Genomic DNA, 26,928 nt, shown 5'->3' on the forward strand with positions numbered 1-26,928 from the left:
AACGGTATGGCGCATAAAAAGGGACAAAGCTCGACGCGAAACGGGCGCGATTCCAACCCCCAGTATCGCGGCGTGAAAGTATACGGCGGCCAGGTCGTCGTCACCGGCAGCATCATCGTTCGCCAGTGCGGCACGCCCCTCAAGGCCGGGCACAACGTCGGTCGCGGGCGCGATGACACGCTGTTCGCCCTCAAAGACGGCACCGTCACCTACCGCGGTCGATACGTCGACGTGCTGTAGCACAGCCTCCCCAGGCTTTGGGCGCGTATAGAACTGCAGGAAAGCAGGAGGATGGTCGAACGGCCATCCTCCTTTTCATACTCACATGGACAATCCAGGACAGATCACCGGCAAGGCGGCGTTTGTCGACGAGGTCGACATCATCGTCGTCGCCGGCGGCGGCGGCAACGGGTGCATGGCCTTTCGGCGGGAGAAGTTCATCCCCAAAGGCGGACCCAGCGGCGGCGACGGCGGCGACGGCGGAAGCATCTACATGCAAGCCGACGAGTCGTACAACACGCTGCAGCACCTCAGCGGGCGACACCACTGGCGCGCCGAACGCGGCGAGCACGGTCTGGGCAGCAAGTGCCACGGCCGCCGCGGGCAGGACCTCATCATCCGCGTTCCGCCGGGCACAATCGTGCGCGACGCCGAGACCGGCCTGGTGCTGACCGACCTGTCCGATCCCGGGCAGAAGGTGACGGTGGCGGCCGGCGGCAAGGGCGGGCGCGGCAACGTACACTTCAAGACCTCGGTCAACCAGGCTCCCCGCTACGCCGAGCCCGGCGCGCCGGGTCAGGAGCGGTCGCTGCACCTGGAGCTCAAGCTCATCGCCGACGCGGGACTGGTCGGCATGCCCAACGCGGGCAAGAGCACGCTGATCACCCGCCTGAGCAACGCGCGGCCGAAGATCGCGGCGTACCCTTTCACGACGCTGACGCCATGCCTGGGGATCGTCGAGCTGGCGGGCTTCCGGCGGTTTGTGATGGCCGACCTGCCCGGGCTCATCGAGGGCGCCCACGCCGGCGCGGGCCTGGGCGACGCGTTCCTGCGGCACGTGGAGCGCACGCGACTGCTGGTGCATGTGGTCGACATTTCGCCCCTGGAAGGCGACCCGGTCAAGGCGTACAAGACCATCCGCAAAGAGCTGGCCAAGTACTCCCCCGCGCTTGCCCAGCGGCCCGAGATCGTCGTGGCCAACAAGATGGACCTCACCGACAGCGACAAACACCTGGCCAAGTTCCGCAAGGCTGTCGGCGCCGACGTGATCGCGATCTCCGCCGCCACAGGCAAAGGCCTCGAAGAGTTCGGCGAAACCATCTGGAAGAAGCTGCAGGAGATGGGACCGGGATGATTGGATGATTGGATGGATGGATGATTGGATGGATGGATGGATGGATGGATGGGGGATTCGGGTTTGGGAGCTTTCTTCTGGCGCAGGGAGATGGGCTGTGAAGAGAAACAATGTCAACCGGGGATATCGGGACCTTCGGGTTTGGCAAGATGCCGTTGACTTGTATGTTCTCGTTTCACGTGCATTCGCTAAACCTGCCTTCGAGCTTGGAAAAGTGACGTCGAACCTGCTGGATGCGGCCAACAGCATTTCCCGCAACATCGCAGAGGGTTATTGCAGGCGATCTGCCAAAGAGTATCTGAACTTCCTGAACATTGCCTTGGGTTCCTGCGGCGAATTGCTTTCTGCCGTCACCGCATCCAACAAGGCTTCACAACTCCCTGACGATAAATTCGAAGCCATCGACACATTGCATTACAAGGTGGAGAATGAACTGCTTAAACTGATACAAGCGATTCGGAACAAGAACCGTGATGGAGAATGGAATGAAGCGTTCTCAGAAAGGTAGCCTGCCGGCCCATACCTGTTCGCACTGCGAACTACGCCGGGCAAGGTTCATCCATCCATCCATCCATCCATCCATCCATTCATCCCTCTGTCGATTTGGAGTGAACCATGGAAATCGAAGAAATCCCGTCGGTTCTTGCCTGCGATGTGGGCAATACAAACATCCGCATGGCGTGCGTCAGTGGCGAGGAGGTCAGTAGTGTCGTCATCGTGCCCTCCGATGATGAGCGCGCTATCGCCGCGGCGATCAAGGCCGCATGGGACGAGATTCCCGAGCCCAAAGCCCTGGCCGCCTGCAGCGTCAACGCCTCCGCTCTTGCGCACCTGGAGCGGGCGGCGATGGCCGCCGGCGCCCCGCCGGTGCAGGTCGTCGGGCGCGATCTGCCGCTGCCGATCAAGACCACGCTGAAGCATCCTGAGGTTGTGGGAACCGACCGCCTATGTGCCGCCGTGGCGGCGTACGACCGCTTGGGCGCCGCATGCGTGGTGGCCGACTTCGGCACGGCGGTCACCATCGACTGCGTCGACGACGGCGGCGTGTTCCAGGGCGGGGCGATATTTCCGGGGCTGCACCTGTCGGCCGCGGCGCTGCATGAGCACACCGCGCAGTTGCCGCAGGTGACGATCGAGGCCCCGACGTGGGCCTTCGGCGGCGACACGCGCGAGGCGATTCTGGCGGGCCTGTTCGCTTCGGCCCGCGGGGCGCTGCAGCAGCTTGTCGAGGCGTACGCCACGGCGCTGAACCATTGGCCGCTGGTGATCGCCACCGGCGGGGACGCCGCGGCGGTCGTCGGCGAGCTGGAAGAATCCTCATTGGTCCAGGCGATCGTGCCCGACCTGGTCCTGCGCGGCGTCGCGATGGCCTACTACAACGCCCTGACTAAAGAAGAAGCGGAATAACTCCGCAGCACGGCCACTATGGAGTGCGGCGGCAGCGACGCCGCTTTAAGAGTTGCTGGAAGGTGGACGTTGGCATGGATGGATGGATGGATGGATGGATGGATGGATGGGAAAGGGGTGGCATGGCGACACGCGTTTCTGTTTCTTGCGGGCCTGCCTGCCGGCAGGCAGGTCGCCATGGGTGCGCAGCGGGGGTAACGGAACGATAGGATGAGCGAACGCACTTCTTACGCGGCAGTCCTGACCCCGCCCGGGCGCGGGGGAATCGCTGTCATCGCTTTGAACGGACCGGGCGCGGGGCAGATTCTGCAGCACATCTTCGTTTCCAAAAACTTCCAAAGCGGCGGCTCGGCCGCCGCACTCCATAGTCTGCAACTGGGCGCCATCGTGCGCGGCGATGACGTGCTCGACCAGGTCGTGCTTTGTCGCACGCCGCAGGGCTTCGAGATCAACATCCACGGCGGCCCGGCGGTCGCCCGGGCGGTGCTGGAACTGCTGGCCTCGCACGGGGCGAAGATTCTCACTGCCGAGCAGGCCCCGCCCGCCCTTGCGCCGGCGCATCCGCGGTGGAACAATCCCGCGATCGGGCGTGAGATGTTGTCGGCCGTCATCAAGGCTCGCTCCGCGCGCGTGCTGGCGGCGATCAGCAACCAATGGTCTGCCGGGCTGAGTCAGTTGGCGTCTGACATTCTTGGGTGCCATGGGCTCGACGCCAGGAGGGCCAGCGCGGCGCTTGGCGAGGCGGCGCGGGCGCTGCCGCGCATGCGGCGCCTGCTCGATCCGCCCAACATCGTGCTCGTGGGGGCGCCCAACGCAGGCAAGAGCACGCTGATCAACGCCCTGACCGGCACGGCTGTCAGCATCGTACATGACCAGCCCGGCACGACGCGCGACTGGGTTCGCGAGCCTGCCCTGCTGCGCGACCTTCCGGTGTATCTGACCGACACTGCGGGGCTCTGGCACGGCGCCGCCGAAGCGATCGACCGCCAGGCGATCGAACGCGCCCGCGCGTGCGCTGCGGCTGCCGATCTGGTGCTGCTGCTGGACGAACGTTCTCCCCGCGTGCCGGACTGGCTGGCGGCAAAGAATGTGCTGTGCGTGCGGACGAAGGCTGATCTGCCGCCCCATGGTGACCCGCAGGCGTGTGGCCGTGCCACGCATTCCGCAGTTCCCATCTCGGCTCGCACGGGCGAAGGGCTCGATGAGCTGGCCGATGCGATTCTCGAGCGATTGGAGTTGCGCGATCTCGATCCTCGCGCGCCGGCGGCGTTCACGCAGCGTCAGGCAGACCTCCTGACGCAGGCCGCCGATGTCTTCGATCGCGCGGAGCGATCAAGTGATTTGCCCATAAAACAAGCCCTTTTTGAACTGCTGGGGCGATGAGAACCCCGCCGCCGCGGGACTCTTTTTGCCCGCGGGGGCAAAAGCGGGGCGATAAGCCTGTGCATAACTTGTGGAGGAAGTTTTTTTTTCGACCCCAACTCCACCACTGATCATGTCTTGAGCGATGTGGATAAGAAACGCCTCGTTTTGTAATTGTACTGCCGCGCCGACATGCTTAGATTCAGCACTCGTTGCAGTTGATTTGGGCTCGGGCAATCGCAAGTGGCACAGCCTTTCCAGGCTGTGACTCACAGGCTGGAAAGCCTGTGCCACCGATAGCGGGCAGCCGCCCGCGGTAGCCCAGGGACAGGGAAAAAAGACCATGACGGCATTAGCGCCATCGCTGCGCGCAGACAACACGCCTCGCACCATACTGAGCATGCTGGCCCAGCGCATCGGTCCACAGCGGTTCAACGCGTGGTTCCGCCACGGCACGCAGTTGGATGTCGAAGAAAACCACGTGCGCGTCAGCGTGCCCAATCCGTTTGTCGCCAACTGGATGGAAACGCACTTCCAGGCCGAGATCGCCGCCGTCGTCGCCGAGCACACCGGGCGCACGCTGCCCGTGATCGTCACCGTCGACGCCGCCCTCACCGGCGAGTGCCGCAAGAACGACCTCGACACCCAGGCCGACCTGGTGGCCAAGGCCCAGGAAGGTCGCCTGCGACCGCGGCGTGCGGCGGCGCCCGTCGCCCTGAGGGGCGAGCTGGACGACTTCGTCGTCGGCCCCAGCAACCGCATGGCGTACTCGGCCGCCCTGGCGATCACCGAGGCGCCGGTTCCGCCGTTCAATCCGCTGTTCATCCACGGACCGTGCGGGGTGGGCAAGACGCACCTGCTGCAGGGCATCTGCAACGCCGTCTCGCGCCGCCGCCGCGACGGACGCCCCTGCACGTGGCGCTATGTCACCGGCGAGCAGTTCACCAACGAGTTCATCAGCGCCTTGCGCGCCAAACGCGTCGACGAGTTCCGCGGGCGATACCGCAACCTCGACATGCTGGCCATCGACGACGTACACTTCCTGGCCGCAAAGAAAGCCACCCAGGACGAGTTCCTTCACACCTACAACACCATCGAGTCCGGCGGGCGGCAGGTCGTCATGGCCAGCGACGCCCATCCGCGCCTCGTCGGCGAGTTCAACCCGCAACTCGTCAGCCGCTTCGTAGCCGGAATGGTCGTCAAAGTCGACGCCCCCGACAAGGACACGCGCCTGGCGATCCTCGCCCGCCGCAGCCGCATGATGAAGCTTCGCGTCTCCGCCGACGTGCTCGACTACGTCGCCGTGCATATCCGCGGATCCGTGCGGGAACTCGAAGGCACGCTGATCAAGCTGGCGGCACTGGCAGAACTGGGCGGCAAGACGATCGACCTGCCCCTGGCTGTCAGCGCCCTGTCCGACCACCTCGCCCGCACCGACAGCGCCCTGACGCTGGGCGACATCGAGTCGGCCGTCGGGGCGTACTTCGCCATCACGCCCGCCGACATCCACTCCTCGCGCCGCACGCGCCCGGTCTCGGCGGCCAGAATGATCGCGATGTTCCTGGCGCGCCGCCACACGACGATGAGCTTCCCGGAGATCGGACGGGCGATGGGCAAACATCATTCGTCCGTCATCCAGGCCGTCCAGCGGGTCGCCGAAATGATCGCCGCGGACGAACCGCTGAGCTGGACCGGACCGGCCGGACCCAAGTCCGTGCCCGCCGGGGAGTTGATCGAGACGCTCTCGGCGCAACTGAAATAGAAAAGAAAATCCGAAATACGAATATCGAAATTCGAAGCAAAAAGAAGCAAAACGGCAATAAACAAAAATAGGAGTCAGAAGCCGGCGTTCTTCCTGTTGGTTTTCCGTTTCTTGTTTCTTGTGTCTTGTTTCTTGCTTCTTGTTCTTTTGCTTTTTGTTTCGAATTTCGAATTTCGGTATTCGAATTTTGTTTCTGATTTTTCCCTTCCCGGATGGCGCCGGGCGTGATTGGTCAGGGACCGACCGCCGTACCGGATGGCGTCGGTGCGTTTTTATCCTTCACGGACGGGCGCCCGGGTTTGGATGCCCGGGCGCCGACGTTTTTTTGTTTTGGGGGAAAAGGACCCAAGGAACTGCAGCGACTGCAGGGACTCAGGAAAGATCGCCCCGTCATCCGTTTCTTCCCATCCTCTGAATCCCCTTGATCCTCTAATCCCGCACTCCCCGTCTCCGGCCCCCCCGGGGAACCACAATCTACCCCCATGATTGAAATTCCCGGCCGCGTGGGCATAATGTCCTCCGCCGGAGACGCACATGTATGACTGGTTCGTAAATCTCAACCCTGTCGTTCAGGCCCTGCTGGCGACGCTGTTCACCTGGAGCGTGACGGCCGCCGGCGCGGCGATCGTCATTTTCACCCGTAAGTTTTCGCAGAAGTTTCTCGACGCCAGCCTGGGAATGGCCGCGGGGGTCATGATCGCTGCGAGTTTCTGGAGCCTGCTGGCCCCGGCGATCAAGATGGCCGAGAACGGTTACGGTACGCTGGGGTGCTTTCCCAAGTGGGTTCCTCCGCTGATCGGGTTCCTGCTGGGGGCGGCGTTTCTGCGCGTGGCTGACCGCCTGCTGCCCCACCTGCACCCGGGGCTGATCTCGCCAGAAGGCGTCAAGACGCGATGGCACCGCAGCACGCTGCTGGTGCTGGCGATCACCCTGCATAACATCCCCGAGGGTTTGGCCGTCGGCGTGGCGTTCGGGGCGGCCGGCACGATGACCGGCGACGCCGCCACTGCTCAACTCGGCGCCGCCATCGCCCTGGCCATCGGGATCGGGCTGCAGAATTTTCCTGAGGGCTCTGCCGTGGCCTTGCCGCTGCGCCGCGAAGGGCTCAGCCGCAAGCGGGCGTTCTGGTACGGACAGCTTTCGGGCTTCGTCGAACCCATCGCCGGCGTGCTGGGGGCCTGGGCGGTGCTTTCCATGTCGGGCATTCTGCCCTATGCCTTGGCGTTTGCGGCCGGGGCGATGATCTTCGTCGTGATCGAGGAGCTGATCCCCGAGAGCCAGCGCAACGGATACGTCGACCTGGCCACCGGCGGCGGGATCGTCGGCTTTGCCATCATGATGACCCTCGACGTGGCGCTGGGATAAGGGCCGGACAAGGAAACTGCTTTCACCGCAGAGACCGCGGAGACCGCAGAGAAGCAAACGACTTAAATAATCGCAGTCGCGGTGGGCTCAATCGAAAGACTGTCCAAGAAGCGATCTCTCGAACTTCTTTGAAGCATTCTACCTTTGCGGTCTCTGCGATCTCCGCGGTGAAATACGCAGGCTAGACGCTGGGCGCGAAGGCGATCGACGTTTCCAGCCACGAGCCGCAACTGCATCCGCCGCCGGCCTCGGGCGAGAGCACCATCCCGCAGGCGGCGACGGTGCTGATCCAGCACCCGGGGCGCAGGCGGTACCAGAAGCTTGCCTGGTCGTTGTTGAAGTCCCACACCGTCACGTGGCTGGAGCGGAAGATCGCCGTGCGGTCGGTCATAATGTACGTGCCGCATCCGCCGCCGGGCATGCGGACCTCCAGCAGCGCTCCGGTGGCCAGGTCGAGCACGCGCGGACGCACGAACACCTTGCCGTCGACGATCGCCGGATGCGACATGTGCCCGCCGTGGTTGTCGCTCATCCACTCGAAGCTCGTCTGCCACAGCGCCGAGCCGTCGGCAGCGCTGAACGCATACACGTTGTACCGCACGTCGGAGGCGTTAATGACCAGCCGCCCCTCCGCCGCGGCCATGTAGAACACCACCACGCCCGGGGCGGTCTTGAGCGGCTGCTCCCACAGCAGGCGTCCATCGGCGGCGTCAAGCGCCACGAGATACTGCTGCTGCCACAGCTCGTCCATGCCGACGCGGCGATCGGCGCTGGCCAGCACAGCCGGGTGTCGGCACTCGACGAAATACACCCGCCCGTCGGCGATGCAGATCGTCGAGTTGATCACCACGCCGCCGGCGTACTTCCACGCCAGGCCGCCGGTGCTCTTGTTCATCGCGAAGAGATTTTCACTGCAGACCTTGAACGTCGCCGGACCGTCCTTGGCGTCATACCAGTTCGCATGGCCGACAAACGCCACGAACGCCGATCCGGCCTTGACCGCGCTGCCGATGATATTGGCGCCGCCATCGGCGACATAGCCCCAGTCCCACGCCGCGCCTGTGTGCCATGGCGGTCGTTTTCCCGCCGCCATGTCCCCGGACCCTGAAACTACCTCAAACATCTTGGCCACGCTGCCGTCTCGCTGGTCGATCTTCCAGCACTGCCCTTTGACGGCCGCGTAGAGATGAGATTGGTCGGCGCACCAGTTGCCGCAGTCGCGGGGCATGTTGAAGCGGCAGAACGCGGGCATTTCGAGCGACCAGAGCACCGTGCCGTTGAACGAGTCCAGCGCCACGATGCGCCGGCGCCCCTGGCCAAACAGCCTGCCGTTGATCGCCAGGGGGGCGGGTTTGCGGCCGTTGCGGTCGGGCTGATACCGCGGGCCCGGTTCACCGACCCACTGCACGGCCAGGTCGAGCGTGGACCCTGCGCCGGCCAGCGCCTCGCCGCCGTAGGAGGTGTTGTCGGCCAGACCGTACTGGTGAGTCCAGACGCCGGCGGTGGCGATCGGCGGGAGCGTGGTGACGGTCGGGGAGATGGCGGCTGGGGAACGGCCGCCATGGCACCCTGTGTCGCCGCCGCGAATCAACACGCCGCTGCCGGGGCACAGGAGGCGCATGGCCTCGGCGGCGGCAGGATCGCTCAGCGGTTGCGACGCGACGATGATGTTGGCGAAGCTGCCGACGAAGGGGATGGCGTCGTAGCTCCGGACGTGATGGACAGCCACGCATGCGCCGTACACGCCGGCGGCCTGGAACATGCGGCGGGCAGAGGCAACCGCCGCGGCGTCGGTATCGACAGCGATCACGCGCAGGCGGCTCTGGCGTGCCAGTTCGTATGCCAATTGCCCGTCGCCGCAGCCGAGCATCAGGCAGATGCCCCGGTCGACGCCGGCGGTCTTGAGAATGCCTTCGGCGGCCTGTCGTGTGGCATGGGCGTCTCGCCCATGCTCCGGGGTGGCATGGGCGTCTCGCCCATGCTCCGGGGTGGCATGGGCGTCTCGCCCATGCTCTTGCTTTTGTCCCTGCACAGGCAAGACGCCCACGCTACAGGGCTCATAGTTGAAGTACGTGTCGCACTCGAAAGTCACCGCCTGATCGCCGGCCCAGGCCGTGCAGTCGTAGATGGCGTCCCGGCGCAGATCCGTCAGATGCACCTCGTGCTGGACCTTCGGCTGAGGGTCTTCGATCGCGCGCTGGTCCTGGCCGTGGGCATATTGAAACTTCGTCGGGACCGGGTCGGGGGTTTGCCAGCGGACTGTGGCCGCGGTGCGGCTGGTGAATTGCAGGTACGGCGCCAGGGGCATGGCCTCGGGCGGGGTGATTTCCTCGACCGGGCCGCCCTCGACGTACGCGGGGGGTGCCGGTTTCCACGCATTGGCGGCGGCCTGCCCCTGAGGCGCGAAGCAGTAGATCGCCCCGGCGTCGGTGGTGGCGTAGAGCATTCCCGCGGCCAGCGCCAGGCCGTGTACTTTGCCCGTCACGGCCGACTGCCAGAGTTGCAGACCGGTGTCGGCGTCGAAGGCCGCCAGGGCGTCGGCCCCGCCGGCAAAGAGCGTGGTCCCGGCCAGCACGAGCGAATACGGGTAGTCGCACGGTTGCTTCCATCGCTCGGCGCCGCTGGCGCGATCGACGGCCGCCAGCGTGCTGCGCGTGAGCACGAAGACCGTGCCGTCATGCACCACGGCGGCGGTTCCATCATCGAAGGCCGCCAGCTTCTGCCCCGAATCGCCGGCGCTGAGGGTGATCCATCCGGCGTTGTTGCCCGGGCCGTGCAGGACCTGGTCATCTTCGGTCAGCAGCACGAAGCATCCCCCGCCGTTGGTGAGCGAGCCCAGCAGCCGCCCGTCTTTACGCGAGAACATCAGCGGCGGGATGCGGCCTTGGGGAATGTACAACCGGTCGGCCGAGATCAGCATGGCTCCTTCCATCGTCAGCCCGGCGGTTTGCTCGACGCGTCCGCTCTGCGGGGCCCCCTGGTGCAGGGCGACGTATCGCCCGCGTCCTTGGGGCTTGCCGCTGTGGGCGTCGACGGCGCAGAGATACGAGTCTTCCCACGGGAGCATGCCGGCGGCGAAATACGCCGTGCCGTCTTCCACCAGCACACCCGTGCGCACCGGCCAGTGCCCGATCAGCCGCCCGTTGTTGAGGAACCGCCGCCCATCCGGCGAGGGGCGGAACTTCCAGACCAGCGAGCCGTCGTCGGCCGCCAGGCAGTATGCAAAACCGTCGTCGCTGCCGAAGTAGATCTTGCCGTCAACAAACGTCGGGGCGATGCGCACCGGCGCATCGGTGGTGAAGAGCCATTTCTCCTGCCCGCTGATCGCGTCGAGGCAGTGGACGGAATCGTCCACGCTCGATCCGAAAAACAGCGACCCGCCGGCCACGATCATGTGAAAAGCCGGATCGTAATTTCGCATCGAGCGCAGGGGCTTTACGATGCGGTAGGCGTCGTACTTGGCCGGTCCGCTCCAGGCGGGTTGGGGCGGCTGGGGCGACTGCCACGTCCAGGCCTGAGCCAGCGAACCGGCGTTGAGGGTCGCGTGCGTCTTGCCGCTGCGGCGGTTGTCGTGCTGATACGTCGGCCAATCCATGCGTGGACCTCCTGATGCTAATACAAGAAACTTACCACAGAGGCACAGAGTTCACAGAGTGTAAAACAAAAGCGGCAAGCACTACGCAGCGCGGCGGGGTTGCCGCTTTGGTTGTTGTCTTATCCTCTGAGGGCTCTGTGCCTCTGTGGTGAGTTTTTGGCGGCCATGAACATCTTGCGTCTATCCTGCGACAGGCGTTCGATGGCGTACCGCAGCATCGTGCGGGGCATGACGGCGGCGTGGCGGGTGAGGAACTGCTCCAGCACGGCCGTGTCTCGCTTGCCGACTTCCCGCAGCATCCATCCGACGGCTTTGTGCATCAGGTCGTGCGCGTCGCCCAGCAGGATTTCTGTGATGGCCAGCGTGTCGTCGAACTGGCCGAGGCGGATGAAGTGCAGCGTCGCCAAAATGCTGATGCGCCGCTCCCACAGCCACTTCGAGCGGGCCAGGCGACAGAGCGGGCGGCGGCTCTTGTCGGCCAGGTACTCCCCCACCACCTGCGGGGCCGAAACGTCCACCAGGTCCCAGTTGTTCACGAACTTGGTGTTGGCCAGGTACAGGGCGTAGATCGTCTTCTTCTTTTGGTCGTCGCCCCGCGCCGCCTGGGCGACCAGGATGATCAAGGCCGCCAGGCGCTCCTCGTGAATCTTCGAGTGCAGCAGCTTCTCGACCTGCGAAAGCGCCATGGCCGCGAAGTCTTTGGCAACGGCCCGAATGACGGGCACGCGCAGACCGATGAAGACGTCGCCCTCTCCGTACTGCCCCGGACCGGTCTTGAAGAACCGCTGGAGGAATAGCGCATCGGCCGGATCGCCCAGGGCCCGCAAACGTGATTGAAGGTCTTTTGCCGTCATACCGGCATAGTAACCAGTAATCAGTAACCGGTAACCAGTAATTGCACAGTTGAGCAGTGATTACCGATTACCGATTACCGATTACTGATTACTGATTACTGATATAAGATTGTGCCATGCGTATCCCAATCACCATGTGCCACGGCTGCGGCGGCGGCCCGAGGCCCCTCGACGCCGAACGGTTCGAGCGTTACTTCGCCATCGCGCGAAGGCTGGGCTTCGAGTCGATCTCGTACGACGACCTGGCCGCCTGGCGGTTCGAGGGCGCTGCCCTGCCCGGGCGGCCGATCATGTTCGACTTCGACCACGCAGCCGTTTCGATCCGCCACCAGATCATGCCCGTCATGGCAGCGGCGGGATATCGCGGCAACCTGTTCGTCCACACTGAGCCGCTGGAGCAGATGCACGCCGGGCCGATACCAGCGCACGACGAGCGGTCTTACATGACCTGGGACGAGATCGGCGAGTTGGTCGCCGGCGGCTGGCACATCGGCGCCCACACGCACACGCACCCGAACCTTTCGGCGCTGGCGATGAAAGATCCCAGCGGCGAGGCGATAGCCGTCGAACTGCAGACCAACGACGATCTGCTGCGGCGGCGCCTGGGTGTCGTGCCGCGCGACTTCGCCTTTACCGGCACGAGCTGGTCGAGCCAGGCCTACCGCCTGGTGCAAAGGCGATACCGCTTCGGGCGGCTGTGGATTATCGGGGCGATGTACGAAGCCGACGGCAAGGCGATCCGCTACGCCGACCTCGTCGGCGCGCCCGGGGCGGACGAAGCAGACGGCGGCCCGCCGGCGGCCGCGAGATACATCACAGAGCAGACGCCGCCGCACATGCTGCCGGCAATGGAACTGCAGGAGTTGATTCACGATTACGGGGCGTTCGAGGCGTATCTGACTGCCGCGCTCTAGCGGGGGATGTCTCACCGCAGAGTTCGCGGAGGACGCAGAGAAGACGGACAAGGAAGGGGAATGATGGAATAATGGAATCCTGCACCAAGCCGACGTTCCATTATTCCATTATTCCATTGTTCCTTCTCTTCAGCTTTCTCTGCGTCCTCTGCGATCTCTGCGGTGAGTCGCTTTTGCGGCTAGAACGCCATCGCGTACAGGTCCCAGACGATATGCGAGCCGATGGCGATTCCCAGGCCGCGGTGGACGTAGATCGTGCCCCAGAGCAGCCCGGCCAGCAGCAGGAAGAAGAACCTCTGCCAGGCAAACCCTTCCGGCGTCGCCAGGCCGCCCCAGTGACACAGGGCGAAAACGATCGCCGAGACCGTCACCGCCACCATCAGCACCGGGCGCTGGGGCATCTCGAAGAGGTCCACGAAGATCGCCAGCGCCACGCTGATCAGCACCAGGCGGAAGAAGAACTCTTCGTAGATTCCCGCACCGACGGCCTGGGTCACCAGGTGCAGCGCGGTGGCCGCGGATGTGGCAGCCTGGGACGTCTGGGCCGCCATGAACCCCAGCAGGAACGACAGCGCCACCAGCGGCAGCGTCCAGAGGATGGACTCGACGGCCATCCCGATCAGGACGGCCGGTTCCAGGCGCCACGGCGCCCGGGTGCGCCAGTGGGCCACCAGCAGCGTCGAGACGATCAGCAGGCTCGACAGATGCACCGCCGAGGCGCCCAGGTGCTGAAATACGAAATTGAAGTAGTAAGGCACGACCAGTCCGCTGGGGTGCCACGCGGCGACCATGTGGAAGCCCAGCAGCGGCAGCGTGATGAACATGAGGATATTCCAGGCCTGGCGGGACTGTGCGAAGTATCCCAGTTCATCCGGGCGGATGTTCTTGTCAGAGGCAGTCATTGGCGGCATTATCGCCGACGCGCCGCGCGTTGCCAATGGGGATCAGAAGCTTTGCCTATTTCCCGGCCAGTTTCCCTGCAATCTGGGCGACGTGGCGCCCTTGATATTTCGCGATGGTCAGTTCGTTCTCGCTGGGTTGGCGCGAGCCGTCGACGTCGGCCAGCGTGGTGGCGCCGTAGGGCGTTCCGCCGGTGATTTCTTTCATGTTGAGCAGGTGCGTCTCACCGTAAGGCACGCCGACGATGATCATGCCCAGGTGCAGCAGCGTGGTGTGGAAGCTGGTGATGGTCGTCTCCTGCCCACCGTGCTGGGTGGCGGTCGAGGCGAAAACGCTGCCGATCTTGCCCACCAGCGACCCGTTCAGCCACAGCCGCGTGGTGCGGTCGAGAAAGTTGCGCATCTGGGCGCACATGTTGCCAAAGCGCGTGGGCGTGCCGAAGATCAGCGCGTCGGCCTCGGGAAGGCGGTCGACCTCGGCGATGGGAATGTGCGAGAAGGCCTCGCGCGCCTGCTTGGCGCCGGATTTCTCCAGCGCCTCCTCGGGCACCAGTTCGGGCACTTGAAACAGGGAAACCTCCGCCCCGTCGACCTCGCGTGCTCCGGAGGCCACCGCCTCAGCCATTTTGTAGATGTGCCCATACATGCTGTAGAAGATGATCTGGATTTTCATGCGTAGAACTCCTTTGTGGGATTATAGGCCCCGCGGTTCGGGTGCCGTGGCGGGGAGGCCCGAAGGGCCGGACAGCCACGATCCCCGCATCGCAGCAGAGTCCGTCGTGGCTGTCGGGCTTCGCCCTCCCGCCACAGCACCATCAGCAAGCAGCGCTCGGGGCGTCAATCGCTTTCGTCAGTCGGCGGTTCCTGACTGCCGGCTGCCGGTTCCCCGGGCAAGGCCAGTTCAGAAATGATTCTCGCCACGCGGGTTGGGCCCAGGCCGCGGACGTGTTCCAGGTCCGCGCGGGTGCGGAACGTCTTGCCGCCGCTGCGGTAGTCCACGATGGCCTGGGCGTACGCCGGGCCGATCCCGTGCAGGCGGCGAAGGGAGCCCACCGATGCCGTATTGGGGTCGATCTTCTCGCGGATGCGAGCCTGGGCTTGTTCGTTTGGTGGCGGCAGGGACTGGATCCAATCGAACTGGCTCAAAGCGGAAGACACGATCATGGCCGCGGCCGCCAGCACGCACAGGATCAGGATGGTGGACGTTTCCCGGGCTGTCCAGAGCAGATCGAATCGCCGGCGATGGTCAGGGGTGTTCATCGCTGGGGGCCGGTGCGGCAGGGGCCGGACCGCGCTGACCGGCCAGGAAGTTGTTGCGGAAGTTGCGCAGTTCGCGGCAAGCGAGTTTGGGTTCGGCCGGATCGTGGCAGAGCCCGCCGTGGGGGATGTAGTGCGGGGTGGTGTCCGACAGGTCGCGCCAGCAGAGGCTCTCGACGAAGGGCTTGGACAGGCTCACGCGGAAGAACGCCTGCAGCCACTCGGCCTGGAGGCGCTGCGACCACGGGGCATGCCACTGCCCGGCCCGCACGATCGACTCCTTGCCCTCCCACGCGTCGGCGGGGTCGGCGGTGATGTCCGAGGGCACGCCGCAAGCCGTCACGTGAACGGGCTTGCTGAGGCTGATGAACTCGTCGAGCAGGGCGCTGATCTGCATGAAGTCGCGCACACAGAACCCGTCCATCGCCACGCCCATGAACATCTGCAGACCGAAGGAGTCAAACTTGACGCCGCTCTGGACGGCCATGTCGGCGTAGAGCATCGGCGGGATGGTGCGCTGGTTTCGGGCGTAGTACTCGCCCCAAGGCAGGACCAGCTCGATCATCACCTGGCTGCGCGGGGCCATCTTCTTGACCAGCAGGCAGGTCATCCGCGTCAGCTCCATGAGCTGCTCGAAATTCAGGTTGAAGGCGTTGTGGGCGTGAATGCCCGAGACCACGTTCCACACCTGCACCTGCTTGCTGTAGCGCTGCACGATGCGGCTGGCGTGCTCGAACACCAGCTCGCGCAGCGAGTCGAAGTCGTTCTCCCAGATGTACAGCCACTCCGGCACCGTCGCCGGGTCGAAGCTCAGCAGAGGCCCCGAGTGGATGGGCTTCTTGTGCTGCACGCCCCACTTGATCCAGTTGTCTGCCGCGGTGTAATCGTACTGCCGCTCCTTGGGCTCGATCTGCTTCCAGGGCAGCGGGATGCTGACGAAGTCGCACATCTCGCGAACACGGGTGCGGTAGTTGTCGGCGGTCTGGGCCAGGTCGATCTCACAGCCGAAAGTGGCCTTGGCGGCCGCCGGCGCCCGCCGGCGCGTCAGGAAGATGTCGGCGTGGAACAGGGCGGCCTTTTCGCCCAGCGTGACAGTCTGTTCGAGGGCCTGGTCGGCCAGGGCGGCGGCCTCGGCGGGGTCGGCCGGTTTAAGCGACCGGGCGAACTTGCGGCGGACCTCGTCGAATTCCTTGTTGAGGCTCTCGGCGCCGACGTAGTCGAAGAGTCCCCAGTCTTCGCGTTTCTGGGCCAGGCGCATGATCTGCCCGCGGGCGATCTCGACGTTGAGGTTGTACGGCTCGCCCCGCTCGGGCAGGCGCGTGGTCGGCAGCATGAACGTGCCCGACGATCCGGCGTGCCACAGCAGCGCCAACCCGCAGGCCCCGGGGGCGTGCTTCATGCAGGAGATCTGCCCGTTGCTGGCCGCCAGGTCGGCGCGGACGGGAATATTGTCCTGGCCAAAGATGTACGCCCCTGTCAGGTCGATCTGACTGGCCAACTTACCATCACGATATACGTCGAAGCGAAGCATATTTGACAATCACAGCCACAGAACTATGGAGTGCGGCGGCAGCAGCCGCCGCTTTCCCTGTTTCTGGGGCAACAGCTACCCAACAACATCCAAAGCGGCGGCTCTGGCCGCCGCACTCCACATGCGTCTGGCCATGCCACCCCTTCCCGTGACTTACTAAGTAATGTACTGGCAGGCAGTGCGTTTTGGAACGATATGTTTGCCCAGACGTGCAAATCGCGGCCGGGTCACTTCAGTGACCCCGGAACGGATGCAACCGACCCCCTACGCCTTATAGACGTCCCTGTCCTGCTCGCGTTGGCGCTGCGAGGCCTGGGCGAGGGTCTTTTTTTCGCGCGAAGTGAGGCTGTTGAGCCCCTGCTGATGCACCTTGGCCAGGATGCGGTCGATCTCCTGGCGGTCGTCGGCGCGATTTTGCATCTTGCGCTTCCACGAGCTGCCCCCGCCCCGGCGCAGCGATTGCCACGCCCGCTCCAGGGCCGGCACGGCGTACACCCACGCCGCCCCCGCCAGCGCCCCGCCCAGGTGCGCCGCGTCGGCGACCCTGCCGGTCGAGCCGCGCCCCGCCAGACCGGAAAGCACCTGGAACGCCGACCACGCCACGAAAACAGCCGCCACCACCCGGATGGGCACCGGAATGATGATCAACAGCAGCCGCACGTGCGGAAACAGAAGCGCGCAGGCCACCACGATCGCCAGGACCCCTGCCGAGGCCCCGATCACGGGGGCCGACGAGACCGCCACGTGGAACAGCCCGCCGGCGGCGCCGCAGATCAGGTAAAACGCCAGGAACCGCCGCGGGCCCCAGGCGCTCTCAAGCATCATCCCCACGAAGTACAGCCCCAGCATGTTAAATGCCAGGTGCCACTCGTCAGTGTGCAGGAACTGGAACGAGAGGAACCGCCACACCTGCCACGCCTGCTTGGCCGACAGGACCAGTGCATCTTGAACGTGGGGATAGCTCTTCTTCAGGACAACCTGCAGGACGAACATCGCCCCGTTGGCGATCAACAGGATCAGAACCATTCGCGACGGACGCGGAAACGCCAGCGACATCGGGCCCCCGCCGCCGCCGCGCCAGTATGGGCGGTTGGACAACCCCATCATGACTCCCGTTTAAGCCAGTATAGCGCCAAGGCCGCAATCGACTTGCCGTCGTGCAGCGTCCCGTCGCGAACCATTCGGCGCACGGCCGAGTCGGAATACACTTCCACCGTGATCCGCTCGTACTGTTCGAGGTTCTGCGGGCCGGCCGACAGGTTCGTCGCCAGGTAGGCGTGCATGACCTCGTCGGTGGTGCCCGGACCGGTGAAGAACTGCCCGAGCTTCTCGATGCGCCCGGCGACGTACCCGGTTTCTTCCGTCAGCTCGCGGGCGGCGCAGAGGTCGGGGTTCTCGCTGTCTTCGAGCATGCCGGCAGGCAGCTCCAGCAGGTCCTCGCCGACGGCGAACCGCTCGTTGCGGATCAGGGCGATCGAGCCGTCGTCGAGCACCGGCAGAATCACCGCCGCACCGCCGTAGTGTACAAAGTCGCGCTCGACAAGGCTGCCGTCGTCCATGCGCAACGTCACCTTGTACGCCGTCGCGACGCGACCCTGGTAAACGAGCTTCTGGCTTTCGAACTTGTGTGTTGGCATGAGGGGATTATAACAACCGGGAGGCAGTAAGCAGTAATCCGTAAACAGTAATCAGTAATCGGGTAATCAGTAATCGGGTTACTGGTTACTGTACTGGTTACTGGTTACTGGTTACTGGTTACTGGTTACTGATTACCGGTTACTGATTACCGATTACGTGATTGCCAATATTTCCTTGGCAGCTAAGATAGCTGATTCATGCCATGAAAACTAAACGCGTAGCCATCCTCGGTTCCACCGGAAGCATCGGGCGCCAGGCGCTGGAGGTGATCGACTCCACGCCCGGGCTTTGTGCCTGCGCGCTGGCGGCGGGGGGCAATTGGGAACTGCTGGCTGAGCAGGCCCAGAAGTTCCGTCCGCAGACCATTGCCCTGGCGGACGGAAAGAATCACGCGGACCTGCGGTCGCGCCTCGGGGCGGGCGTCGAGGTGCTCAACGGTCCGGATGCAATGACCGAACTCGTCCGCCGAAGCCGCCCGGACATTCTTCTGACGGCCGTCGTCGGAGCAGCCGGTCTGGCGCCGACGCTGGCGGGGATCGAATGCGGGGCGGACCTGGCCATCGCCAACAAGGAAACGCTGGTGATGGCCGGGGCGGTCGTCATGCCCGCGGCCCGGGCAGCGGGCGTAGCCGTCCTGCCCGTCGACAGCGAGCACTCGGCGATTTTGCAGTGCCTCTCGGCCGGCAAGCGTTCGGAAGTGCGCCGGGTGATCATTACCGCCTCCGGCGGGGCGCTGCGCGACTGGCCCGCCGACACGGCCGAGTTCGCCACCGTAAAAGACGCTTTGAACCACCCCACCTGGCAGATGGGGCCTAAGATTACCATAGACTCTGCCACGCTGATCAACAAAGCCCTGGAGATCGTCGAGGCACACTGGTTCTTCGACCTCGGGGCCGACGAGATTGCGGTCGTCCTGCACGAGCAGTCAATCGTACATTCATTAGTGGAATACTGCGACGGGTCGGTGATCGCCCAGATGGGCCGGCCGGACATGACCGGGCCCATCGCCTACGCGCTGAGCCACCCCCACCGCCAGGTGCGCCGCGGGGCGCCGCTGGACCTGGCGGCTGTGGGAACGTTGACCTTCCGCCGCGTGGAGGGGCGATTCGCCCGCGCGGTGGACCTGGGGTTCGAAGCCATCCGCCGCGGCGGAACGGCCGGCGCCGTGCTCAACAGCGCCAACGAGGCGGCCGTGGCGGCGTTTCTGGCGGGCAAGATTCGGTTCGGCCGCATCGTCCCGCTGGTCGAAGAAATACTCAACCGCGCCCCCCGCGGCGGGCGCGACGTGACGCTGGACGCATTGATCGAGGCTGACGCCTGGGCCCGCCAGTGCGTAGCCGCGGCTATCGAGGGCTAACTTGGTGGCACAGGCTTTCCAGCCTGTGCTCCACAGCCTCCAAAGGCTGTGCCACCCAAAGAGGATTGCATGCCGATATTAGCAGCGAGTATGGCGTATATGTGGTCGGAATGGCTTTGGCCGGTCGCCCTGATGGTGATGGGGTTGGCGGCGGTAGTCTTCTTCCACGAACTGGGACACTTCATCGCCGCCAAAGCGGTGGGCATCAAGGTCGAGCGGTTCGCCCTGGGATTTGGTCCGCGGCTGTTCGGCGGCAAATGGGGCGAGACGGACTTCTGCGTGAACCTGGTTCCCCTGGGCGGCTACGTCAAGATGCTCGGGCAGGAAGACGCCAAGGAGGTCCAGGACCACTACGAGGACCCGAGGGCGTATCCCAATAAATCCGTCGGAGCGCGGATGATCGTGATCGCCGCGGGGGTGGTGATGAACGTCATCTTCGCCGCGGCATTGTTCGTGACGGTCTGCATGGTCGGCATCGAAATGCAGGCGCCCGTCGCCGGCCGCGCCATACCGGGAATGCCCGCCGATACCGAAAAGATCGTCTGGACGACGCCGCAGGATCTGCCGCCCACGGCCGATCGCCCCGACACGGTCGGCCTGGAAGCCGGCGACCGGATCGTGAGCGTCAACGGAAAAGAAATCACCACCTATCGCCAGCTCGTGCTCAAAGGCGCCTTCGCCGACAAGGGCGAAGTCTTCACCTTCGTCATCGAACGCCAGTTCCAGGGACGCACCTGGCGGGGCGCCATGCAGATGGCCACCACCCAGGGAAGAACCGCCGGATCGACGATGCGCATGTTCGGCATCGCCGCGGCGCCGGGGCGAACGCTGGCCGTCCCCCCTTATACCCTGCTGGACGTGCCCTTTGAGAACAAAGATGTGCTGACGGCCGTCAACGATCAGCCGATCCGCCACGGATGGGAACTGGATCCGCTCAGCCAGAAGCTCGACGGCAAGGGCGTCACCGTGACGGTGATGCGCAAGGTCGAGTCCGACGGCAAGGCGTTGAAGGAGCAGACGCTGACGGTGCAGCCGCGCCTGCAGACGGGGTCCAACGTCTTTTTCAAAAAGGACGGCACGGTCGTGCGCGCCTGGCCGCTGTGGATGGACAGCGAGGAGGCGCCCGACGGTTCGACAGTGCTCAAATATGTCGTGACCTTGAGCGACGGGTCGCGGAGAGAACTGCTCGATAGGGACCTGGCGTCAACGGGTTCGCCGCTGGACATCCTGGGCATGACGCCGCGGGCGGAAGTGGGCTGGATCTCCGAAGACTCCCCCGCCTCCCGCGCCGGGATGCTGCCCGGAGACAAGATCGTCCAAATCGGCGACATCTCCACGCCCACCTACGAAGAGCTCCAGAAGGCCCTCAAGGATTCCGCCGGCCAGAGCATCGCCCTGACCGTCGAACGTGAAGGCAAGACTCTCGACCTGACAGCCGCTCCCAAGATGCAGAAGGACCAGGCGATTCTGGGGTTCGGTCGCGCGTCCGACATCTCGTCGACCATTGTGGCGGGCCTGCGCGAGAACTCACCGGTGGCTAAGAACGCCAAGGGACGCGTCCACAAAGGCGCGGCGCTGGTAAGCGTCAACGAGACTCCGGTGCGGACCTGGTTCGACGTGCGCCAGGCGCTCAACGCCTTGTCCGGCAAAGAGGTCACGCTGACGTTCCGCGACGGCGGCAAGGACATTCCCGTGGCGCTGGGCGTTCTCGATGCGGCGATGTATCAACCGCAGGACCTCGACGTGAACCTGCTGGGTCCCGGCGCGGCCCAGCGCCCGCTGACGTTCGAGGTGCGCAAAGGCCCCCTCGAAGCCATCGCCTGGGGCGTCGGCGAATCGGCCGACTTCATCCGCGAAGCCTACATGAGCCTGCTGGCGCTGTTCCAGCGCAAGTTCCCGCTGTCGGGGATGACCGGGCCGCTGGGCATCGGCGGGCTGGCTATCCAGGTCGGGCGCGAGAGCGTGGTGCAGTTCGTGTACTTCATGGCCATGATCTCGTGCTTCCTGGCGGTGATGAACTTCCTGCCGATCCCCGTCGTCGACGGGGGCCACGCCGTGCTGCTGATTGTCGAGAAGGTCCGGGGCAAGCCCCTGCCGGCGCGGGTCGTCAACGCCATTCAGATGGTTGGATTGTTCCTGATCCTCGGCGCATTCCTGGCCATCACCTTCAACGATCTGCTGCGGATGGTCAAGTAGGCCCCGGCGACGCCGGCTCGCTGGGCTTGGGCGTGGCCAGAACCTGCGGAATGATGACCAGCACGGTCTCGAACTTCGCGCCGTCCTTCTCGCGCACCAGGAAGTGATGGCCGGGGCTGGAGCTGCTGGCCGACTGGGCGTTGGGACCCACGATCAGGAAGTCGTTGGCGCGCACCGACAACTGGAACCGCAGGCTGTCGAAGTCGTACATGTCCTGGCGCAACTCGGACATGACGCGCCCGTCGCGAGTGAACAGACGCTGGCGGGTCTGCGCGTCGCGGATCTGCGGGGTGGCCGTCACCAGCACGTTCCAGGGTTCGTCCTCGTTGATCGTCCCCAGCAGGCTCATGAGATATTGCCCGGCGGGGTAGTCGCAGCCGCTGAGGGTGCGGTCAGGGCGCGAGACGAAGATCGTCGCCGGCGAATCGTCGTCCTTGAGCGGCACCTCGACGCTCTTGCCCGGAAGGCAGTGCATGAGCCGGTCGGTGTAGCCCTTGGCGGTGAGGGCCTTGAGGATGCGCGCCAAGTCCGGCCACGTGTCGCGGCGACCCAGGCCCACGCGCAGACCGTTGCGCCCCAGGGCGGCTGCCCGCGCCGGGCCCAGAGGCTCTTCGTCAACATAGCTCCAGATCTCTTCCGACCCGCTGACGGTGCCGATCGGGGCCTCGATCGAAATCACCTGCAGACGCAGGATCAACACGTGCGTGCGCGGGTCCGGCGCGGCGCCGGGAACGACCTCCACCACCGGATGAACCGTCTGCCCGATCCGGGCAACCAGGACCGGCTGGGTGGTCGTCGGCGGATTCTTGACAACCGCGCGGGGCGGCACGCCGATCTGCGAATCGTCCCCTTGCGGCTGACAGCCGCAACAGACCGCCAGCGCCAACGTGCATGCGATCGTCATGCGATTCATGCAAAACATGCTAGTTGCACATCGCAGGCAAGTCAACGAACAGTAGCGACGGCGGGAGGAAGAATGGATGGATGGATGGATGGATGGATGGATGGATGAAAGACCGGAAGAATGGAATGTTGGAAGAATGGGTGGCATGGCGACACGCGTTGTTCAGCGGGTCGCCATGATCGCAGCACCCGACGGGGAGCATGGGCGGGACGCCCATGCGACTCACGGGCGAGACGCCCGTGCTACTGCTGCAGCCGCGAAGGCTTTTTCCGCCGCGGCGATGGTTGCGGCAATATCGGCGTCGGTATGGGCCGCCGAGACGAACATCGCCTCGTACTGGCTTGGGGCGATGTAGACCCCCTCGTCCAGCATCGCGTGGAAGAACGCCGCGAATGCCCGCGTGTCGGCGGCAGTCGCCTGGCGGTAGTCGCTCACGGGCGGGGCGGCGAAGAACGGCGTCATCATGCTGGCGACGCGGTTGAGGCAGCATTGGTCTTTCCATCCCGCGCCGGCGGCGGCACGAGACAACCCCGCGGCCAGGTGCGACGAAGCGATGTCGAGCTTCTCATAAAATCCTTCCGCCCGCAGGGCCGACAGCGTCGCCAGGCCCGCGGCCATCGCCACCGGGTTGCCCGAGAGCGTTCCCGCCTGGTAGACCGGTCCCTCCGGAGCGAGGTTGGCCATGATCGCTTCAGAGGCGCCAAAGGCCCCCACCGGCAGGCCCCCGCCGATGATCTTGCCCAGCGTGGTGATGTCCGGCCGCACGCCGTAGAGCTTCTGCGCCCCCCCGTACGCCACGCGAAAGCCCGTCATCACCTCGTCGAAGATCAGCAGCGTTCCGCAGGAATCGCACGCGTCGCGCAGGCCCTGCAGATATCCCGGCGCCGGCGGCACGACGCCCATGTTGCCGGCCACCGGCTCGACCAGCACCGCGGCGATTGTTTCGCCCTGCGAGGCCAGCATCGCCTTGACGGCATCGAGGTCGTTGTAGTGCGCCAGCAGCGTGTCCGCCGTGGCGCCGCGGGGCACGCCCGGGCTGGAGGGCATGCCCAGCGTCAACGCCCCGCTGCCGGCGCTGACCAGCAGCGCGTCGCTGTGACCGTGATAGCAGCCGATGATCTTGACGATCTTGTCGCGCCGCGTGGCGCCCCGCGCCAACCGGACGGCCGACATCACCGCCTCGGTCCCGCTGGAGACGAACCGGACCTTGCGAATCGACGGAAACGCCGCGATCACCGCCTCGGCCAGCAGCGTCTCGCTCTCGGTCGGCGCTCCGAAACTCGCGCCATTCTGGATCGCCTTGGCCACCGCCGCGGTGACCTGCTCCGCCGCGTGGCCGAGTATCGCCGGACCGTAGCTGCCGACGTAATCGATATACGTGTTGCCGTCGATGTCCGTAATGCGGGCGCCCCGCGCCCGGGCGATCACCGGCGGCGTGCCCCCCACGGCCGCAAACGCCCGCACCGGCGAGTCGACCCCGCCGACGAGTACCTTGCATGCACGGGCAAAAGCAGCTTTGGATTTTTCTTCACGATGAGTCATATGTAAGTCGCCCAAAGCACCGGAATGTTAGCGGTCGAGCTTGCTCGACGTGGTTTTTCGCTGACCGAACAACCGCGCGGAGCAAGCTCCGCCGCTAACTCTTCACTGCGGGTCCTCATGGCGACCCGCAAAAAACAACAACGCGCGTCGCCATGCCACCCATCCACTTCGAACTTCGACCTTCGAACTTCGAACTTATTTCACCACCAGATTCACCAACCGGCCCGGCACGACGATCCTCTTGAGCACCTGCTTGCCTTCAACCGCCGCGGCGACGGCGGGTTCGGCCAGGGCGGCGGCGATCACGTCGGCCTCAGCGGCGTCGGCGGGCGCGGTGATGCGGGCTTTCATCTTGCCGTTGACCTGCACGGCCAACTCGACAGTGTTCTCAACGATCATCGCCTCGTCGAATGCCGGCCACGCTTCGTACGCCAGCGAGCCCTCGTGGCCGAGCACCTGCCAGAGTTCCTCGGCGATGTGCGGGGCCATTGGCGCCAGCAGCAGAACAAAGCGCCCGGCCTGGTCGCCCGTGATGCGCCCGGCTTTGAAGACCGCGTTGACGAACTCCATCATGGCGGCGATAGCCGTGTTGAACTTCATCGCGCGGTAGTCTTCGCCGACCTTCCTGATCAGGCGGTGCAGCGCCCGCTCGACCTGCTCGTCGGGCGCCTCGGCCGACAGCAGCGGCGCATTCTCCTCGGCGCCGGCGATCATCCGCCAGACGCGCTGCAGGAAACGGTGTACGCCGGGCACGTCGCGGGTGTTCCAGGGCTTGGAGGCGTCGAGGGGGCCCATGAACATCTCGTACAGGCGGAAGGTGTCGGCCCCGTACTGGCCGATCACGTCGTCGGGGTTCACCACGTTCTTCAGGGCCTTGGACATCTTCTCGACACTGATGGCCAGCTCCTCGCCGGTGGCCTTGAGGATGGGCTTGTCGCCGGTAAAGTCGATAGCGTCGTAGGGCATGCTCACGCCACGGCGGTCGCGGTAGGTGAAGCTGGTGATCATACCCTGGTTGAACAGCTTGCCGAAGGGCTCGCTCGTCGAGACGTGCCCCAGGTCGAACAGCACCTTGTGCCAGAACCGCGAGTACAGCAGATGCAGCACGGCGTGCTCGGCCCCGCCGACGTACAGGTCCACCCCGCCGGAGGCGTTCGTTTCAGAGGGCGACATCCAATACTTCTCGATGTCGCGGCCGACGAAGCGGTTATCGTTGTCGGGGTCGAGGTAGCGCAGGTAGTACCAGCAGCTCCCGGCCCACTGGGGCATGGTGTTGAGTTCTCGCGTAGCCGGCCCGCCGCAGACCGGGCAGGTGGTCGCCGCCCAGTCCGTGAGCTTGCCCAGCGGCGGCGAGGGCGGCGCCGACGGGTCGTCGCTGGACATGGGCGTGAAGTCGTCCATCTCCGGCAGTTCGAGGGGCAACTGATCCTCGCCCAGGGCCACCGCGCCACAGGTCTCGCAATGGACGATCGGGAACGGCTCGCCCCAGTACCGCTGCCGGCTGAACAACCAGTCGCGCAGCTTGTAGTTCACCGCGCGCTTGCCCAAGCCGTTTTCGGCCAGCCATTCGGTGATGCGCTTCTTGAACTCCTGCGTGGGCAGACCGTCGTAGAGTCCTGAATTGACGGCCGTGCCGTTGCCGACGTACCCATGCCAATCGACCCCTTCGGGCGGGGCCACCACCTGCACGATCGGCAGGTTGAACTTCTGCGCGAACTCGTAATCGCGCGTGTCGTGGGCGGGCACAGCCATGATCGCGCCGGTGCCGTAGCCCATCATTACATAGTCCGCCACCCAGATCGGGATGCGCGCGTCGTTGATGGGGTTGATCGCGTAGGCGCCGGTAAAGACGCCGGTTTTGTCTTTCGACTCGGCCGTCCGCTCGAGTTCGGACTTCTGCGCCGAGGCCGCGATGTAGCTCTCGACCGCGTGGCGCTGGTCGGGCGTGGTGATCTGCATCACCAGCGGATGCTCCGGCGCCAGCACCATGTAGGTGGCCCCGTAGAGCGTATCCGGCCGCGTGGTGTAGACGACCAGTTCATCTTCGTAGCCATTGATCTCAAAGATGACCTCGGCCCCGATGCTCTTGCCGATCCAGTTTCGCTGCATGATCTTGATCGGCTCGGGCCACTCGACGGTCTCGATGTCGGCCAGCAGGCGCTCGGCGTAGGCGGTGATGCGGAGCATCCACTGCTTGAGCGCGCGGCGGTAGACGGGATAGTTGCCCCGCTCGCTGCGCCCTTCGTTGGTGACCTCCTCGTTGGCCAGCACCGTGCCGAGTTTGGGGCACCAGTTGACGGGCACCTCGTCCATGTACGCCAGGCGCTGGCCGTCGATCACGTCGCGCTGCTGGGCGGGCGTCAGCTCCTGCCATTTCTTCAGCCCCGCCGCCTCGCCGAAGACCGGATCGAGCCCCTCCACCGGATTGGGAACCGGGGCCCCCGACAGGTCCACCATGTATTGGCCGTTTTCCAGGGCGTTGATCAGCTCAGCGACCGGCCGCGCCCGCTGCGCTGCCGCGTCGTACCAGCTATTGAACAACTGCAGGAAGATCCACTGCGTCCAGCGGTAGTAGTCTTCGTCGGTCGTCGCCAGGCGGCGCGACCAGTCGTAGGAGAAGCCGAACATCTTGATCTGCCGCTCGATGTTGGCGATGTTCGCCTCGGTCGTCACGCGCGGATGCACGCCGTGTTCGACGGCGTACTGCTCGGCCGGCAGACCGAAGGCGTCGTACCCCATCGGGTGCAGCACGTTGTACCCGCACATGCGCGCCCATCGGGCGACGATGTCGGTCGCCGTGTAGCCTTCCGGGTGCCCGACGTGCAACCCCGCGCCGCTGGGATAGGGAAACATGTCCAGCACGTAAAGCTTGGGCTTGTTCTCAAAGCCCGCATCGCCGGGGTTGACCTGGCAGAACGTGCCTTTGTCGGCCCAGTATTTCTGCCACTTCGTCTCGATCGCTGCAAAGTCATATCCACGCATGGCTTGTTT

21 protein-coding genes are annotated in these 26,928 nt (G+C 65.0%); 10 read left to right on the top strand and 11 right to left on the bottom strand.

The features are described 5' to 3' along the window. Positions 1-6: 6 nt before the first annotated feature. From rpmA to ABFD92_19195, 7 genes are all read left to right on the top strand, one after another. Positions 7-240 carry a 50S ribosomal protein L27 gene (rpmA, locus tag ABFD92_19165; protein MEN6506659.1) on the top strand — a complete coding sequence of 78 codons (234 nt, stop codon included), beginning with the start codon at positions 7-9 and terminating at the stop codon, positions 238-240. Positions 241-325: 85 nt separating this feature from the next. Then, positions 326-1,354, top strand: a complete 1,029-nt coding sequence (gene obgE / locus ABFD92_19170; protein ID MEN6506660.1) for a GTPase ObgE — start codon at positions 326-328, stop codon at positions 1,352-1,354. A 4-nt stretch (positions 1,355-1,358) separates the two neighbouring features. After that, positions 1,359-1,862 (top strand): four helix bundle protein, encoded by a 504-nt coding sequence (locus ABFD92_19175; protein ID MEN6506661.1) that lies wholly within the window; start codon positions 1,359-1,361, stop codon positions 1,860-1,862. Between the two features lie 107 nt (positions 1,863-1,969). Beyond that, positions 1,970-2,761 (top strand): type III pantothenate kinase, encoded by a 792-nt coding sequence (locus tag ABFD92_19180; GenBank protein MEN6506662.1) that lies wholly within the window; start codon positions 1,970-1,972, stop codon positions 2,759-2,761. A 210-nt stretch (positions 2,762-2,971) separates the two neighbouring features. Then, positions 2,972-4,144 (top strand): GTPase, encoded by a 1,173-nt coding sequence (locus tag ABFD92_19185; protein MEN6506663.1) that lies wholly within the window; start codon positions 2,972-2,974, stop codon positions 4,142-4,144. A gap of 322 nt (positions 4,145-4,466) precedes the next feature. Continuing rightward, the gene (gene dnaA, locus ABFD92_19190; GenBank protein ID MEN6506664.1) at positions 4,467-5,885 is read left to right on the top strand and encodes a chromosomal replication initiator protein DnaA; all 1,419 of its coding nucleotides are present in this window, start codon (positions 4,467-4,469) and stop codon (positions 5,883-5,885) included. A gap of 534 nt (positions 5,886-6,419) precedes the next feature. Beyond that, entirely contained in the window at positions 6,420-7,250 is an 831-nt protein-coding gene (locus tag ABFD92_19195) for a ZIP family metal transporter (GenBank protein MEN6506665.1), read from the top strand. A 181-nt stretch (positions 7,251-7,431) separates the two neighbouring features. Here the strand turns inward: ABFD92_19195 and ABFD92_19200 are convergent, their stop codons facing one another. Beyond that, positions 7,432-10,845, bottom strand: coding sequence for a PQQ-binding-like beta-propeller repeat protein (locus tag ABFD92_19200; GenBank protein MEN6506666.1), 3,414 nt, complete (start codon positions 10,843-10,845; stop codon positions 7,432-7,434). A 119-nt stretch (positions 10,846-10,964) separates the two neighbouring features. Continuing rightward, entirely contained in the window at positions 10,965-11,699 is a 735-nt protein-coding gene (locus ABFD92_19205) for a DNA alkylation repair protein (GenBank protein ID MEN6506667.1), read from the bottom strand. Between the two features lie 116 nt (positions 11,700-11,815). On the opposite strand from ABFD92_19205, the gene ABFD92_19210 reads away from it, so the two are divergent. Further along, complete coding sequence (locus tag ABFD92_19210; GenBank protein ID MEN6506668.1) at positions 11,816-12,613, top strand: polysaccharide deacetylase family protein; 798 nt, start codon at positions 11,816-11,818, stop codon at positions 12,611-12,613. A 179-nt stretch (positions 12,614-12,792) separates the two neighbouring features. Here the strand turns inward: ABFD92_19210 and ABFD92_19215 are convergent, their stop codons facing one another. The 6 genes from ABFD92_19215 to ABFD92_19240 all read right to left on the bottom strand — a co-directional run bounded on the left by ABFD92_19215 (position 12,793) and on the right by ABFD92_19240 (position 17,937). Next, positions 12,793-13,515 carry a CPBP family glutamic-type intramembrane protease gene (locus ABFD92_19215; protein MEN6506669.1) on the bottom strand — a complete coding sequence of 241 codons (723 nt, stop codon included), beginning with the start codon at positions 13,513-13,515 and terminating at the stop codon, positions 12,793-12,795. 55 nt (positions 13,516-13,570) lie between these two features. Continuing rightward, complete coding sequence (gene wrbA / locus ABFD92_19220) at positions 13,571-14,185, bottom strand: NAD(P)H:quinone oxidoreductase (GenBank protein ID MEN6506670.1); 615 nt, start codon at positions 14,183-14,185, stop codon at positions 13,571-13,573. Positions 14,186-14,349: 164 nt separating this feature from the next. Beyond that, positions 14,350-14,772, bottom strand: coding sequence for a helix-hairpin-helix domain-containing protein (locus ABFD92_19225; GenBank protein ID MEN6506671.1), 423 nt, complete (start codon positions 14,770-14,772; stop codon positions 14,350-14,352). Next, complete coding sequence (locus tag ABFD92_19230; protein MEN6506672.1) at positions 14,759-16,267, bottom strand: endo-1,4-beta-xylanase; 1,509 nt, start codon at positions 16,265-16,267, stop codon at positions 14,759-14,761. The genes ABFD92_19225 and ABFD92_19230 overlap by 14 nt, the downstream gene beginning before the upstream one ends. A gap of 297 nt (positions 16,268-16,564) precedes the next feature. Continuing rightward, positions 16,565-17,407, bottom strand: coding sequence for a rhomboid family intramembrane serine protease (locus tag ABFD92_19235; protein ID MEN6506673.1), 843 nt, complete (start codon positions 17,405-17,407; stop codon positions 16,565-16,567). Beyond that, complete coding sequence (locus tag ABFD92_19240) at positions 17,404-17,937, bottom strand: NUDIX hydrolase (GenBank protein ID MEN6506674.1); 534 nt, start codon at positions 17,935-17,937, stop codon at positions 17,404-17,406. The genes ABFD92_19235 and ABFD92_19240 overlap by 4 nt, the downstream gene beginning before the upstream one ends. A gap of 203 nt (positions 17,938-18,140) precedes the next feature. On the opposite strand from ABFD92_19240, the gene dxr reads away from it, so the two are divergent. Then, positions 18,141-19,295 carry a 1-deoxy-D-xylulose-5-phosphate reductoisomerase gene (dxr, locus tag ABFD92_19245; GenBank protein ID MEN6506675.1) on the top strand — a complete coding sequence of 385 codons (1,155 nt, stop codon included), beginning with the start codon at positions 18,141-18,143 and terminating at the stop codon, positions 19,293-19,295. A gap of 69 nt (positions 19,296-19,364) precedes the next feature. Then, positions 19,365-21,491, top strand: a complete 2,127-nt coding sequence (locus tag ABFD92_19250; GenBank protein ID MEN6506676.1) for a site-2 protease family protein — start codon at positions 19,365-19,367, stop codon at positions 21,489-21,491. Here the strand turns inward: ABFD92_19250 and ABFD92_19255 are convergent. From ABFD92_19255 to leuS, 3 genes are all read right to left on the bottom strand, one after another. Then, positions 21,484-22,404, bottom strand: a complete 921-nt coding sequence (locus ABFD92_19255; GenBank protein MEN6506677.1) for a hypothetical protein — start codon at positions 22,402-22,404, stop codon at positions 21,484-21,486. The genes ABFD92_19250 and ABFD92_19255 overlap by 8 nt on opposite strands. Before the next feature lie 213 nt (positions 22,405-22,617). Continuing rightward, a complete protein-coding gene (gene hemL, locus ABFD92_19260) occupies positions 22,618-23,937 on the bottom strand; it encodes a glutamate-1-semialdehyde 2,1-aminomutase (protein ID MEN6506678.1) in 1,320 nt (439 codons plus the stop codon). 195 nt (positions 23,938-24,132) lie between these two features. Beyond that, positions 24,133-26,919, bottom strand: a complete 2,787-nt coding sequence (gene leuS, locus ABFD92_19265) for a leucine--tRNA ligase (protein ID MEN6506679.1) — start codon at positions 26,917-26,919, stop codon at positions 24,133-24,135. Positions 26,920-26,928 lie beyond the last annotated feature (9 nt).

The organism is Planctomycetaceae bacterium (assembly GCA_039680605.1).
In the GTDB taxonomy this organism is placed as follows: Bacteria; Planctomycetota; Phycisphaerae; order SM23-33; family SM23-33; genus JAJFUU01.